The sequence below is a fragment of the Mesorhizobium kowhaii genome, from assembly GCF_003253745.1.
Classification (GTDB): domain Bacteria; phylum Pseudomonadota; class Alphaproteobacteria; order Rhizobiales; family Rhizobiaceae; genus Mesorhizobium; species Mesorhizobium kowhaii.
This window is the reverse complement of sequence record NZ_MZXV01000027.1, coordinates 339,876-353,689: the sequence shown is the minus strand read 5'-3', so window position 1 is coordinate 353,689 and position 13,814 is coordinate 339,876. Positions and strand designations below refer to the sequence as shown.

Genomic DNA, 13,814 nt, shown 5'->3' with positions numbered 1-13,814 from the left:
ACCCGCGGACCGAGCAACCCCACCAGAATGATCCCGCAGGCGAATGCGGTCGGATGGAGGCCGATCGTGCGGTAGCTGATGTCGAGTTCGACCCTCAGGAATGGAAAGATGTTTCCCTGAAGACTGATAACGAATTGGAAGAAACCAAGTACGAGATAGAGCTGCCAAATCCGCGGCCCAGGCGCAATCGTATTGGCCTCTACCGCGTGCGTAGGAAGCGTGCTGCACATCTGTCCTCCCGCCAGAAGCAGACACTAGCAGGCTTTTCGTTGCGGAACGAGCCGTACTGGGCGTGCTGGTCTCCGCAAGTAGAACATTGGAAAATCGTCAGGCTATCGCGTGAGATTGACGAGGCTCGCAACTCCTAAGAATGCCCAGCTTCCCGGCCCCGATCCGCGCAAGAATCCGGCCGCCAGAGACCTCGTAGTCCGCGCCGTGGGCTTCGTCGATGACTGCTTCATCCGTAAGAGCGGACAACAAGCCGGTGCTGGGCAATGTCCCGGATGGGGTCAGTCAGGGACCTCTGACCTACCGGATCGATTGTCCGCTATCGCTTTTTGGACGCCAGAAACTGCCGGTCGGCAAACGGCCCTAGGCTGCCGAGCGGGGGTAACTCGGCGGAAGATGGATTGTTCCATAGGTTGGAACCATGCACATCAAATGCTCGTTCATCTGACTGGTATGCAGGAGGAGAACGAAGAAATGGCTGTCAAAAAAACGAGCGACACCAGCCGCGTGGTGAAGGGCCAGGAGTTGGAGGTGCAACACCTAGCCGAAACTACCGACTTATCACCCAATCAGGCGCGCGCGCTGCTCCGTAAGCACGGCAACGATTGGGCGAAGATCAAGGACAAAGCCGAGAACTACAAGGCCGAAAGCTGACGCACCACACTCGCGTATGAAGAGGTGCGGCAAATCATGCGGCTAGCGACCAAGGCTCCGCCCCAAGAAAAATTAGGCGACCTTGAGTTCCTTGACCGCCTTCTCGAAGGCGGACTTGATGGGCCTGGATATGTCCTCGGCGGCTTTGGTAGCGGCGGCCTGGAGTTCCTTGGCCTGCTCGACGGTCTGTTCAACCTGCTTGCGGACGAAAGCGGTCTGCAGTTCCACGAATTCGGAAGGCGATTTAACGCTCACCAGAGCTTCAAAGTGCGAGAAGGCGGCTTCAGTATTGGCGCGCAGAACGGCAATTGTCTTCAGCGACAGATTGCTGCCAACGGCTTTGGCGGTTTCGAAGCTCGCCTCGAGAGCCTTCTGGGTCTCCTCGGCGCCGGTCTTCACCTTGGCATAGGCTTCCTTCGTCTGCTCGACGCCCTTTTCGGTAGCCGCGCTCACATATTCGATAGCCTTGGAAGGGTCCAACGCGGAGCTTACGTTCTCGAGAAATTCAGGGGTATTTTCCGTGGTCTTGGACATTTTCCATCCTTTCAGAGGCGGCGGCTTTGACAGAAAGCCGTCTCGTTCGTTTGGAGCATTACGTACGGAAACCTGTGTGCAATGCAACATCTATATTGCACTGCACCAAAGATTGTTGGTGGGCCGTGAGGCGTGGGAACGACCGGCAGAGAATCCTTGACGCTCGCGGATCAGCCACCTTTTGTAGGCCATGCGAATGTTTCTGCCTCGCGCCGCTAAGGAGACAGCACACCGTCGGGGTGCACGGGAGTGACCGCGCACGGTTGGCTCGCGTTCCGGAATTGCCCGAGGATGCTAACAGCTGTCATGGCCTTCTGCGGCAACGGATTGCTTAATGCTCTTGAACTTTGACTAAGACCAACGTTGAGATGTCCACGTCGTCGCGAGCGATATACCGGGGCAACTCGGTTGCGGCACCATCGATCATCGCGGCCTCTATCGCCACCTTAGCCTGCTTGAGCGCGCTGCCGATCGACTGCCCGCTGGCAAGGGCTGCATAGAACTGCTGGGCGAAAAGAATGGCTGCAAGGTCCAGCACGCTGTCGGACATTGCAATTACGACCGGGACGGCAGGCAAAATGACATCCGCTCCGTCCAGCGTGTCGCAAGCATTAAGAACAAGGAGCGTCGAGGGACTATCAGTTGCATCGAGCGCCTTGACCAGCAACTGAAACGACACTTGCCGCTCAGACGCGGTTTCGAGCATCCCGCCGTCCATTAGCAGGCTTTCCCCGCCGCCGTGACCCGAAAAATGGATGACATGAGGCCGGACATCGTTGAGCCCGTCAATCAAGTCCTGAAAGGTCGCGGCGGGGCGCTGCTCGATAGCAACAAGATCGCGATACTTTGCGCCACGAAGGGACTGCTGCACTTGACGAACCTCAGTATCGGTACGCAGATCCATTCCGGGGTTGGCGGTTAGATATAGAACCCGTAGCTTCTCCGGCTCTGGCGGCCTGATGTGGACGAAGTGGACGGTAGGCGCGGAGAGGCGGGCGATCTCGCGAAGATGAGCCTTTTCCTTTTGCCGTCGTTTTTCTGCCTCGCGATCCTGAGCCTGCCGATCGGACTTCTCGGAAGATTCCAGCCAGCGCCGTCGGTTTGCCTGAGCGCGCGCGTTATCCGCGAGCTTGTTGGTTACATTTGCTGCCTTATTTCCTGCCTGTACGGCCTTGTCGGTTTCACGCTGACTCGACCTCATGGCGCCTTGCATTGATGAAATGTTGGAGGCCCTTCGGGCCTGGTCCGCATAGCGATGAGCGCTTTCGTTTGCCTTAGCTGAATCGGCCCCATGCCTTTGCAACTCCTTGCGCAAGCTCGCTTCCTTTTCGATCAACCGGGCTAGTTCTCGACGGTGTGAGTCCGTCATCGACATTCTGAGCAGCCTCGTGTTTCTTTCCTGTTCTAGCCCATATTGTGCCTCCGCCAACAGCCGACTTCTTCAACATAATCGGCTCGCTATCGGCCATTGAGGTGAGGCATCAATGGGCGGCAGCTTTCACCTTTTCCTCGCCCGAGAACGGACGGTCCGTTCACGGCCCAATTGAAGTCATTCGACAACTGGGGGCGATCGAACACGTTTGGCGCGAAGCAGACATAGATGGCGAGATGAGAGCCATCTGCAAAATCGCCAGTGGTTAAGCGCCGGAAGCAAGCCGACCTGGGCTGGCGAGTGAGATGGGCAGCAATAGCGTGTCGCGGTTTGATAGCTATGCGTCTGCCAGCTGCATCGAGCGGCCTAGATGCTTTTCCATTTTTCTGTGGGGATATCTGTGGGGGCGCCAAAGTCGGGATGCGCTAACACGTTGTTTTTTCTGGTCGGAGTGGCAGGATTTGAACCTGCGACCCCCTCGTCCCGAACGAGGTGCGCTACCAACCTCGACCGACGCGACCATCCGTGGGCCTCCCAGAACGAGCCGGGAACAACCCCGGCCGTCTTGTGTCACTGGTGTGTCAATTCAATTGGCGCGTTCACGCGTCGTTCCGCATAGACGCGCGCGAACCTGCAGGTGCTCTGCGGCCAAATCCTTTTGTCTCTTGCGGTTTTCTAGGCGTTCGAGTATGTCCGCGAGTGGGCCACCCCTCCCCAACGAGGGGCCACTATCTGGAAGGATAGACCACGATGACGACACATACGAAGCCCGGACTCCGTCCGGCCAATCCCAACTTTTCTTCAGGTCCCTGCGCAAAACGCCCCGGCTGGTCGGCCGAGGCGCTGAACAATGCCGCGCTCGGCCGTTCCCACCGCGCCAAGATCGGCAAGGCCAAGCTCGAACAGGCGATCGAGCTGACGCGCGAAATCCTCCAGGTTCCGGCGGACTATCGCATCGGCATCGTGCCGGCGTCGGACACCGGCGCGGTCGAGATGGCGCTGTGGTCGCTGCTCGGCGAGCGCGGCGTCGACATGGTTGCCTGGGAGAGCTTTGGCTCAGGCTGGGTCACCGATGTGGTCAAGCAACTCAGGCTTGCCGACGTGCGCAAGATCGAGGCCGGCTACGGCCAATTGCCCGACCTAGCCAAGATCGACTTCGATCGCGATGTGGTCTTCACCTGGAACGGCACCACGTCCGGCGTGCGGGTGCCGAATGGCGATTTCATTCCTGCGGATCGCAAGGGCCTGACCATCTGCGATGCCACCTCGGCCGCATTTGCGCAAAGGCTCGATTTCCAGAAGCTGGATGTCGTCACCTTCTCCTGGCAGAAGGTGCTGGGCGGCGAGGGCGCGCATGGCATGCTGATCCTGTCGCCTCGCGCCGTCGAGCGACTGGAGACCTACAAGCCGGCTTGGCCGCTGCCTAAAATCTTCCGCCTGACCTCGGGCGGCAAGCTGATCGAAGGCATCTTCAAGGGCGAAACCATCAACACGCCGTCGATGCTGTGCGTCGAGGATTATCTCGATGCGCTGCACTGGGCGAAATCGATCGGCGGCCTCGAGGCGCTGATCGCCAGAGCGGATGCCAATGCGGCGGTCCTCGATCGCTTTGTCGGCAAGTCCTCATGGCTCGGTCATCTCGCCGTCGAGCCGGCGACGCGGTCGAACACCTCGGTCTGCCTGTCCTTCACCGACCCGGACGTGTCCGCGCTCGACGCCGACGGACAGGCGGCTTTCGCCAAGGGGCTGGTCTCAGTGCTCGACAAGGAAGGCGTCGCCTATGACATCGGCGCCTATCGCGACGCACCGCCCGGCCTACGCATCTGGTGCGGCGCGACGGTCGAGACGTCCGATCTCGAGGCGCTGCTGTCCTGGCTCGACTGGGCCTTTGCCGCGCAAAAGGCGTCGCTCAAGGCAGCGGCCTGACTCCGAAGGGCCGGGTGGGTTTGCCCGGCTCAACGATCCAACATCCAGAAGATTTAGGCCACATCCGGCCGCAAGGACCTCATCCCGGCGCTTTCGCGCCGACCTTCCCCAAAGGGGAGGGACGCCAATCAAAGGATCAAATCCATGCCTCGCGTTCTCGTCTCAGACAAACTTTCTCCCACCGCCGTGCAGATCTTCAAGGATCGCGGCGTCGAGGTCGACTATCTGCCCGACCTCGGCAAGGACAAGGAAAAGCTCGCCGAAGTGATCGGCCAGTATGATGGCCTCGCCATCCGCTCGGCGACCAAGGTCACCGAAAAGCTGATCAATGCCGCCACCAATCTTAGGGTTATCGGCCGCGCCGGCATCGGCGTCGACAATGTCGATATCCCGGCGGCGAGCCGCAAGGGTATCATCGTGATGAACACGCCCTTCGGCAATTCGATCACCACCGCCGAACATGCGGTGGCAATGATCTTTGCGCTGGCGCGCCAGATCCCGGAAGCCAACGCCTCGACCCATGCCGGCAAATGGGAAAAGAACCGCTTCATGGGCGTCGAGATCACCGGCAAGACGTTGGGCGTCATCGGCTGCGGCAACATCGGCTCGATCGTCGCGACGCGCGGCGTCGGCCTGAAGATGCATGTCATCGCCTTCGACCCGTTCCTGTCGGACAAGCGTGCCGAGGAGCTTGGCGTCGACAAGGTCGAACTGGACGAGCTTTTCGCCCGCGCAGACTTCATCACTCTGCACACGCCGCTGACCGACAAGACGCGCAACATCATCGATGCCGCCGCGATCGCCAAGATGAAGAATGGCGTGCGCATCATCAACTGCGCGCGTGGCGGGCTGGTCGTCGAGGCCGACCTGATCGCGGCGCTGAAGAGCGGCAAGGTGGCCGGTGCCGGTATCGACGTGTTCGAGGTCGAACCGGCCGAGAACAATGAATTGTTCGGCATGGAGAACGTGGTGGCGACGCCGCATCTCGGCGCCTCGACGACGGAGGCGCAAGAGAATGTCGCCCTGCAGGTCGCCGAGCAGATGGCCGACTACCTGATCAAGGGCGCCGTCTCCAACGCCATCAACATGCCGTCGATCACCGCCGAGGAAGCGCCGCGACTCAAGCCCTTCGTCAAGCTCGCCGAAGTGCTCGGCGCCTTTGTCGGCCAGGTCACCGAAGACCCGATCAAGGAGGTCGAGATCCTGTTCGACGGCTCGACCGCGACGATGAACACGCGCGCGCTGATCAGCGCCACACTTGCAGGGCTGATCCGGCCGCAGGTCTCCGACGTCAACATGGTGTCGGCGCCGATCATGGTGAAGGAGCGCGGCATCATCGTTGCCGAGGTCAAGCGCGACAAGTCGGGGGTGTTCGACGGCTACATCAAGCTGACGGTCACGACCGAACACAAGACGCGCTCGATCGCCGGCACCTGCTTCTCGGATGGCAAGCCGCGCTTCATCCAGATCAAGGGCATCAATCTCGACGCCGAGGTCGGCCAGCACATGCTCTATACGACCAATGCCGACGCGCCGGGCATCATCGGCCTGCTGGGCACGGTGTGCGGCGAGAACGGCGTCAACATCGCCAACTTCCAGCTTGGCCGCAACCGGCCGGGTGGCGATGCCATCGCGCTGCTCTATCTCGATGCACCGTTCCCGGAGAATGTGCTGGAGCAGGTCAAGGCGCACAAGTCGATCGACTCGGCCAAGCGGCTGCATTTCGACGTCAACGCGATGTGACCCGACCTGCTAAAGCGCGTCGCGTTTGAACGGACCCATGCGACGCGCTTTAGGTCTTTGTTTTTATGCATGTCGTTCTCCCAAAACCGGGGCCACTTTTGGGCGACATGCATTAGGAAAGATCGAAAGGCGCGGCCTGGTCCGCGCCTTTTGTTTGTTCAGCGTGCCCCGGCTGACGGCAGCTTCGCTGCCTTGCGCCCGCTGTATTCGGCAAGCCCGATGCCGCCCAGCACAAGCACCAGAGCCAGTGCCTGATAGAGCTGGAACGTCTCGCCGACGATCAGCACCGAAAGCAGGGTGCCGAAGATCGGCACCAGGTTGATGAACAGGCCGGCGCGGTTGGCGCCGATCAGTTCGTTGCCCCTGATGTAGAAGATCTGCGAGATGACCGAGGCGCCGATCGCGGTATAGACGATGACCGCCCAGCCGCGCGCGTCGGGCACGATGACCTTGCCGGCGGCGACCTCCCATAGGAAGAAGGGCAGCGAGGTGACAAGTGCCGCAACCGACAGGGCCAGCATCAGGCTCTGCCAGTGCATCACGGGCTTCAGCCGCAGTCCGACCGAATAGCCGCTGTAGAGAAACACCGCGACCAGCATGATGGCGTCGCCGAAATTGAGTTCCAGCGTCAACAGCCGGCGCGGGTCGCCGTGGCAGGCGGTCAGGACCACGCCGGCGATGGTCAGCACGACGCCGACAATCTGCGCCCAGTTCACGCGCAAGCGGAAGAAGACGAAATTGGCGACGATGATCAGGATCGGCATCGCAGCCTGTTCGATCGAGACGTTGATCGCCGTCGTGTAGTTGAGGGCCGTGTAGAAGATCGTGTTGAACAAGGTGAAGCCGCTGGCGCCAAGTGCCGCCAGCACGAGCCAGTGCTTGCGCACCACCGGCCAGTCCTTGCGTATCGTCTGCAAGCCGATTGGCAGCATGATCGCCACGGCCAGCACCCAGCGCAGGAAGACGAGTGTCATCGGCGAGACGTGATCGACCGCCAGCTTGCCGGCCACCGAGTTGCCGCCCCACAGCAAGGTGGTGAGCAGCAGGAATATGTAGGCGCTTCGATGCATCGCGGGATTCCGGCCGCCAGAGGTGAGCTGCGGTGTTTGCCGGCCTATTGTCCCCGTCCGCCCAAGTAAATGATGTCAAAGCCGAAAATTGTTGTGCCTCAGCGCGTTTTTGGCGGCAAAGAAAGGTCGCGCTCACGAGGTCTTGACGTTATAGAGGCCTGTCGTTTCGAACCATATTCAAGCCGCTCGGCGGCGTCTCAAGGGAAAAGAAACATGGCCAATGTGGTGGTCGTCGGCTCGCAGTGGGGCGACGAAGGCAAGGGCAAGATCGTCGACTGGCTGTCGGAGCGCGCCGATGTGGTTGTGCGTTTCCAAGGTGGCCACAATGCCGGCCACACGCTGGTCGTCGACGGCAAGGTCTACAAATTGTCGTTGCTTCCGTCCGGCGTCGTGCGCCAGGGCAAGCTGTCCATCATCGGCAATGGCGTGGTTTTCGACCCGCATGCTTTCGTCGCCGAAGTGGCGAAGCTCAAGGCACAAGGCGTCGAAGTGGCGCCGGATCGCCTGAAAATAGCCGAAAACACAGCGCTTATCTTGTCCCTGCATCGGGAGCTGGACGGATTCCGCGAGGACGCCGCCTCCAACTCCGGAACGAAGATTGGCACGACCCGTCGTGGCATCGGCCCCGCCTATGAAGACAAGGTGGGCCGGCGCGCGGTCAGGGTGATGGATTTGGCGGATTTGGAAACGCTGCCCTTGAAGGTCGACAGGCTGCTGACGCACCACAATGCGCTGCGTCGCGGGCTTGGCCATGCCGAAGTCACGCATGATGCGATCATGCATGAGCTGACCTCGGTCGCGGCCGAAATCCTGCCCTATATGGACCGGGTGTGGAAAATCCTCGACGACAAGCGCCGCGCCGGCGAGCGCATCCTGTTCGAGGGCGCGCAAGGCACGCTGCTCGATATCGACCACGGCACCTATCCGTTCGTCACCTCGTCGAACACGGTCGCCGGCCAGGCGGCTGCCGGCTCCGGTGTCGGCCCAAGCGCCATCGGCTATGTGCTCGGCATCACCAAGGCCTATACGACGCGCGTCGGCGAAGGTCCGTTCCCGACCGAGCAGAAGAACGAGATCGGCGAGTTCCTCGGCACGCGCGGCCATGAATTCGGCGTCGTCACCGGCCGCAAGCGCCGCTGCGGCTGGTTCGACGCGGTGCTGGTGCGCCAGGCCGTCGCCGTCAACGGCATCAAGGGCATCGCGCTGACCAAGCTCGACGTGCTCGATGGGCTGGTCGAGATCAAGGTCTGCACCGGCTACCGTCTCGACGGCGAGATGATCGACTATCTGCCGGCCAGCCAGGGTGCGCAGGCACGCGTCGAACCGGTCTACGAGACGCTGGAGGGCTGGAAAGGCACCACCGCCGGCGCGCGCAGCTGGAACGATCTGCCGGCCCAGGCCGTCAAATATGTCCGCTACATCGAGGAGTTGATCGGCGCCCCGGTCGCACTCCTGTCCACCAGCCCGGAACGGGACGACACGATACTTGTGACCGATCCGTTTCAAGACTAGTTTCTCAGCCTTTCCGGGCATCGCGGCTGATTTGCGGGGGCCGGCCCAGGAGCAAAATACAGGTCGACCGAAGCATGGCAGATTTCGTTTCTGTTCTGAAAAGGCAGCTCGACAAGCATGGCGAGCCGGGACTCGATACGCGCAAGCGGATCTATGACGGCGCGCGTTCCGCGCTCGAAAAGAAGCTTGCGGAGTTTTCGCCGCCGCTGTCTGCCGAGGTCATAGCCAAACAGAAGCGCTCCCTGGAAGACGCTGTCGTAAGTGTCGAGCGGGACTATGCCAAGAGCGTGCCGGAGACCGATCCGCTTGCGGAGCTGGAACACATCTTTTCCTCGATCGACCGCAACAAGAACCAGCCGAGCCATACACGGCAACCGGCGAAGGCAGAACCGACCTGGCCGCCGCCGCCTCTCGCCAAGCCGGAACCTTATCGACCGGCGCCACCACCTGTCGCCAAGGTCGAACCTAGCTGGCAAAAGCCGACCCCAGCGCCTGCTGCTCACGCCGATACGGCCCTTCCGGGGATGGAGGGTGAAGAAGCCGACGACGGGGTCGATGTCTTTTCCAGCAACGAAGAGCCGGTGTCGGACACTTTCCAGCGCCTGCGCCCCGCCGAACGCAAGCGCAGCTATGGCGGCTTGATCGCCGCCGTCGTCGCCTTGCTGGTTGTTGCCGGTGGCGGCTATGGCATCTGGCTGAACAAGGACGCCTTCAGCAAGATGCTGGGACTTGACGGCAGCACCAAGGTCGCGAAGACCGAACCGGTGAAGCCGGCGCCGGCCAAGCCGGCAAAAGATGCCGCCGCAACGCCGCCAGCACCCGCAGCCGGCGGCACGGAAACCGAAGCCACGAAATTCACCCAGCGGCTGACGCCGCAGGGTAGCGAAGTCGACCCCGGCCCGGCCGGCGGACAGAGCGGCATCGGCGAAGGCGAATCGGTCGCCGCGCTGACCACGCCGCCCTCGGCGACGAACGCGCCAGCCGTTTCTGCACCGGCTGCCGGCACTCCGCCCGCGGCCGCACCCGCCACAACGCCGCCACCCGGCACGGCACCGGCGACGCCACCTGCCGCGGGGGCTGCACCTGCGGCGCCGGCTGCAGCCGCCACTCCGCCAGCACCGGCAGGCGTCGCGCCGGCGGCACCGGCAGCCGCGCCAGCGGAAACCGCGCTGCCGGTCGGCCAGAAGGCGATCTTCTATGAGGAGCGCACCAGCACCGCCCAGGGTTCGGCGGAGCCCGGCAGCATCGTCTGGTCGCTGGTGCAGGAATCGCCCGGTGGCGACCTGCCGCCGGAGCCGGCAATCCGCGCCGAGGCAACCATTCCCGGCAAGGACATCCAGTTGCGCATGACCATCCGCCGCAACACCGACCAGACACTGCCGGCCAGCCACATCATCGAGATGATCTTTCTGACGCCCGACGGCTTCGAAGGCGGCGGTGTCGACAACATCCTGCGTGTCGCGATGAAGAGTTCGGAGCAGGACGCCGGCAGCCCGCTGATCGGCATTCCGGCCAAGATCGCCGACGGTTTCTTCCTCGTCGCCCTCAACGACACCAAGGCCGATGAGGACGCCAACATGACCTTGCTTCGCGGGCAGGACTGGATCGACGTGCCAGTCGTCTACAAGACCGGACGGCGGGCGCTGCTGACCATGGAAAAGGGCATTCCCGGCGAGAAGGTGTTCGACGAAGCGATCAAGGCCTGGCAGGCGAAGACGGCGGGCTGAGAAGAGCGCCTTCGTCAGGCGACATCAAAACAGCCGATATTTGGCTAGGGGCAGTCCGTTGCGTCCGACGCAGTCCGTTGCGTCCGACATAGTCGTTCCAGCTTGCAATGGCTTCCTTGTTCTCTTCTTGCCATTGACGCGTCTTTTGCGCCGCGATCGCTTACGCGATACCCATCTCCGCGGCGCAAGAAATGTCGATGCCCAACGCTTTGGCGTCTTCGATCAACGGCGACCTGATGAATATGCTGACGGATTTTCGCCGAGGCTTCGGCTTCGATTGAAGCATGGAGTTCGCGTCCCTTTATGCGTCCAACATAGATGCAAAAAGCCTGCGAACACCATTACCCTTCCATTTCCTCGCGCAGCATCTCCAGTTCCAGCCACTCTTCCTCGAGTGCGGCCAGGGTCGCGCGCTCCTTGTCGAGCGCGGCGATGGTTTTCTGGAACGAGGCCGGATCGCGCTCGTAGTAGGCCGGATCGGCGATGTTGTTCTCAAGCCTGGAGATTGAAGCCATCACGGCCTCGATTTTCTTGGGCAGGGATTCCAGCGCGAACTTCTGCTTGAACGACAGTTTCTTCGCCGGCCCCTTTGGCGCAGCGGCTTCACTTTTGGTCGTCGCTGGGGCCTCGCCGGCTTCGGCCTTCGCCCGGGCCTTGCGGTCGTCGAGCCGGGTGCCGCCGCGCTGTGCCAGCATGTCCGAATAGCCGCCGGCATATTCGATCCAGCGGCCGCCGCCGTCCGGAGCGATGATGCTGGTCACGGTGCGGTCGAGGAAATCGCGGTCGTGGCTGACCAGGATGACGGTGCCGGCAAAGCCGGCAACCAGTTCCTGCAGCAGCTCCAGCGTCTCCATGTCGAGATCGTTGGTCGGCTCATCGAGCACCAGAAGGTTTGCCGGCCGCGCCAGCACACGCGCCAGCAAGAGCCGCGCCCGTTCGCCGCCTGAAAGCTCGCGCACCGGCGTGCGTGCCTGCTCAGCCTTGAACAGGAAATCCTTCATGTAGGAGACGACATGGCGCTGCTCGCCATTGATGACGAGGTTCTCGCCGCGCCCGTCGGTGAGATATTGCGCCAGCGTCTCTTGCGGGTCGACCGCTTCGCGCTTCTGGTCGAGCGTGGCGATCTCCAGATTGGTGCCGAGCCGCACCGAGCCGGAATCGGGCTTCATCTCGCCGGTCAGCATCTTCAGCAGCGTCGTCTTGCCGGCGCCGTTCGGTCCGACGAGGCCGACGCGATCGCCGCGCTGGATGCGAGTCGAGAAGCCCTTGACCACGGTGAGGTCGTCAAAGCTCTTCTCGATGTTTTTCGCCTCGATCACCAGCTTGCCGGATTCGGCGGCGTCGCTGGCCACCATGGTTGCCGAACCTTCGGCGCCGCGATGGCCGCGGAAGCGCTGGCGCATGGTCTGCAGTTCGCCCAGCCGGCGCATGTTGCGCTTGCGCCGCGCCGTCACGCCGTAGCGCAGCCAGTGTTCCTCGCGCACGATCTGGCGGCCGAGCTTGTGCTGCTCACGCTCTTCTTCTTCCAGCACGAGGTCGCGCCATTCCTCGAAGTGGCCAAAGCCCTTGTCCAACCTGCGGGTCTGGCCGCGATCGAGCCAGACCGTGGCGCGCGATACGCGCTCGAGGAAGCGGCGGTCATGCGAGATGACGACGAGCGCCGAGGAGGTACGGACGAGCTCCTCTTCCAGCCATTCGATCACCGAGAGATCGAGATGGTTGGTCGGCTCATCAAGCAGCAGAATATCGGGCTCCGGCGCCATGACGCGAGCGAGTGCTGCGCGCCTTGCCTCACCGCCGGAAAGATCGTTCGGCCGCTCCTCGCCCGACAGGCCGAGATGCTCCATGAGATAGCTGGCGCGGTATGGATCGTCGGCAGGCCCGAGCCCAGCCTCGACATAGGCGCGCACGGTCGCAAAACCCTCCATGTCGGGCATCTGCGGCAAATAGCGGATGGTTGCCGAAGGCTGGCGGAACACCTCGCCGTCCTGCGCCTCGATCAGGCCGGCGGCGATCTTCAGCAGCGTCGACTTGCCGGACCCGTTGCGGCCGACCAGCGCGATCTTGTCGCCGGCAGACGCGGTCAGGGCGGCGCCATCGAGCAGCGGCGTGCCACCGAAGGTCAGTTTTATCCCGTCGAGATTGAGAAGGGGCGGGGCCATGTCAGCTTTCAGGCAGTGGATAAGGATGGGCGAGCAACAGCGCGCGGCCTTGGCCGAGTGTGATTTCGAGGCGGCCCTTGACCTCGTTGGAGATGGTCAATGACGAGCCGAACGCCACCTTGACGCGGTCGAGCGGCCATTTGGCGCCGATGACGGTCAGGCCGGAAAGATCGGAAAAGCCGAGCACCGAAAACAGCGTGCGGTCGGCATAGTCGAAGCCGGCTTTCCCATGCAGCAGCGGGACGCCTTCCTGGGCGCCGCTGCTCAGAAGCACCCTCGTTCCGGCCTCGGCCAGCCGCAGGGCAAGCGCCAGATGCAGGAAAGCGTGGTCGGCGCGCTTGCCGCCGAAAGCGCCGGCGAGCACCAGGCTGGTCGCGCCGCGCTCCAGCGCGGCGGCGATGGCCAGTTCGCCATCGGTCTTGTCCTTCTCCGCCGGGAAGGTCCGGCGAGGCACGGCGGCGAGATCATCCGGCAGGTTGGCCGGCACCGAATCGAAATCACCCACCCACAGTTCCGGGACAAGGCCCAGCATGCGCGCATGGCCGATGCCGGCGTCGGCGGCGATGACGCGGGAGCCTTCGACCTGCCGGTCGAGCCGTGGCGTGCGGATGAGATCGCCGCCAAGCAAGATGGTGAATGTGCTCATATCGTGTGGCCCTTACCAGCCCGGCACGGGAAACGGAAGGCCGGCAAACTGCCACTTGCGCGGTTGATCGGCCGGGCCTATGTGTCGAAACGCTCTAACGGGGTGCCGGACGCGATCTTCGCGGACCGGCTGAGAGGCAAACTCGCCAACCCGCTGAACCTGATCCGGTTTGTACCGGCGGAGGGATTAGACGTTTCGGACAGTCCGACGCCTCAATTCCTTTCAATTCGAACGAAGGAG

Annotated in this window: 12 protein-coding genes and 1 riboswitch; of the genes, 5 read left to right on the top strand and 7 right to left on the bottom strand. The window is 62.4% G+C overall.

Features of this window, described 5'->3' with window-relative positions; genetic code table 11:
- Nucleotides 1-230, bottom strand: a 230-nt coding sequence (locus B5V02_RS41100; RefSeq protein WP_208647072.1) for a hypothetical protein, incomplete at its 3' end; no start/stop codon positions are given.
- Between the two features lie 472 nt (nucleotides 231-702).
- Between B5V02_RS41100 and B5V02_RS12755 the strand changes: the two genes are divergently transcribed.
- A complete protein-coding gene (locus tag B5V02_RS12755; RefSeq protein ID WP_111544554.1) occupies nucleotides 703-882 on the top strand; it encodes a DUF3606 domain-containing protein in 180 nt (59 codons plus the stop codon).
- Between the two features lie 72 nt (nucleotides 883-954).
- Here the strand turns inward: B5V02_RS12755 and B5V02_RS12750 are convergent, their stop codons facing one another.
- Together B5V02_RS12750 and B5V02_RS12745 are read right to left on the bottom strand one after the other, a co-directional pair.
- Nucleotides 955-1,416, bottom strand: coding sequence for a phasin (locus B5V02_RS12750; protein ID WP_111544515.1), 462 nt, complete (start codon nucleotides 1,414-1,416; stop codon nucleotides 955-957).
- A gap of 331 nt (nucleotides 1,417-1,747) precedes the next feature.
- Nucleotides 1,748-2,791: a CHAT domain-containing protein gene (locus B5V02_RS12745; RefSeq protein ID WP_146606059.1), complete on the bottom strand. Its 1,044-nt coding sequence runs from the start codon at nucleotides 2,789-2,791 to the stop codon at nucleotides 1,748-1,750.
- A 747-nt stretch (nucleotides 2,792-3,538) separates the two neighbouring features.
- On the opposite strand from B5V02_RS12745, the gene B5V02_RS12735 reads away from it, so the two are divergent.
- Nucleotides 3,539-4,714: a phosphoserine transaminase gene (locus tag B5V02_RS12735; protein ID WP_111544513.1), complete on the top strand. Its 1,176-nt coding sequence runs from the start codon at nucleotides 3,539-3,541 to the stop codon at nucleotides 4,712-4,714.
- 144 nt (nucleotides 4,715-4,858) lie between these two features.
- Complete coding sequence (serA, locus tag B5V02_RS12730; protein ID WP_111544512.1) at nucleotides 4,859-6,457, top strand: phosphoglycerate dehydrogenase; 1,599 nt, start codon at nucleotides 4,859-4,861, stop codon at nucleotides 6,455-6,457.
- 158 nt (nucleotides 6,458-6,615) lie between these two features.
- Here the strand turns inward: serA and B5V02_RS12720 are convergent, their stop codons facing one another.
- Nucleotides 6,616-7,527 (bottom strand): DMT family transporter, encoded by a 912-nt coding sequence (locus B5V02_RS12720; protein ID WP_111544511.1) that lies wholly within the window; start codon nucleotides 7,525-7,527, stop codon nucleotides 6,616-6,618.
- Nucleotides 7,528-7,740: 213 nt separating this feature from the next.
- Between B5V02_RS12720 and B5V02_RS12715 the strand changes: the two genes are divergently transcribed.
- Both B5V02_RS12715 and B5V02_RS12710 read left to right on the top strand, forming a co-directional pair.
- On the top strand, nucleotides 7,741-9,039 hold the full coding sequence (locus B5V02_RS12715; RefSeq protein ID WP_111544510.1) for an adenylosuccinate synthase: 1,299 nt from the start codon (nucleotides 7,741-7,743) through the stop codon (nucleotides 9,037-9,039).
- Nucleotides 9,040-9,113: 74 nt separating this feature from the next.
- Complete coding sequence (locus tag B5V02_RS12710; RefSeq protein ID WP_111544509.1) at nucleotides 9,114-10,766, top strand: hypothetical protein; 1,653 nt, start codon at nucleotides 9,114-9,116, stop codon at nucleotides 10,764-10,766.
- Here B5V02_RS12710 and B5V02_RS41525 read toward each other — a convergent pair.
- The 3 genes from B5V02_RS41525 to B5V02_RS12695 form a co-directional block, all read right to left on the bottom strand.
- Nucleotides 10,735-10,923, bottom strand: a complete 189-nt coding sequence (locus B5V02_RS41525; RefSeq protein ID WP_245445893.1) for a type II toxin-antitoxin system CcdA family antitoxin — start codon at nucleotides 10,921-10,923, stop codon at nucleotides 10,735-10,737. The two genes, B5V02_RS12710 and B5V02_RS41525, sit on opposite strands and share 32 nt — an antisense overlap.
- Before the next feature lie 184 nt (nucleotides 10,924-11,107).
- Nucleotides 11,108-12,928: an ABC-F family ATP-binding cassette domain-containing protein gene (locus B5V02_RS12700; RefSeq protein ID WP_111544508.1), complete on the bottom strand. Its 1,821-nt coding sequence runs from the start codon at nucleotides 12,926-12,928 to the stop codon at nucleotides 11,108-11,110.
- A 1-nt stretch (nucleotide 12,929) separates the two neighbouring features.
- On the bottom strand, nucleotides 12,930-13,574 hold the full coding sequence (locus B5V02_RS12695) for a thiamine diphosphokinase (RefSeq protein ID WP_111544507.1): 645 nt from the start codon (nucleotides 13,572-13,574) through the stop codon (nucleotides 12,930-12,932).
- 88 nt (nucleotides 13,575-13,662) lie between these two features.
- A riboswitch (TPP riboswitch) is annotated at nucleotides 13,663-13,777 on the top strand.
- Nucleotides 13,778-13,814 lie beyond the last annotated feature (37 nt).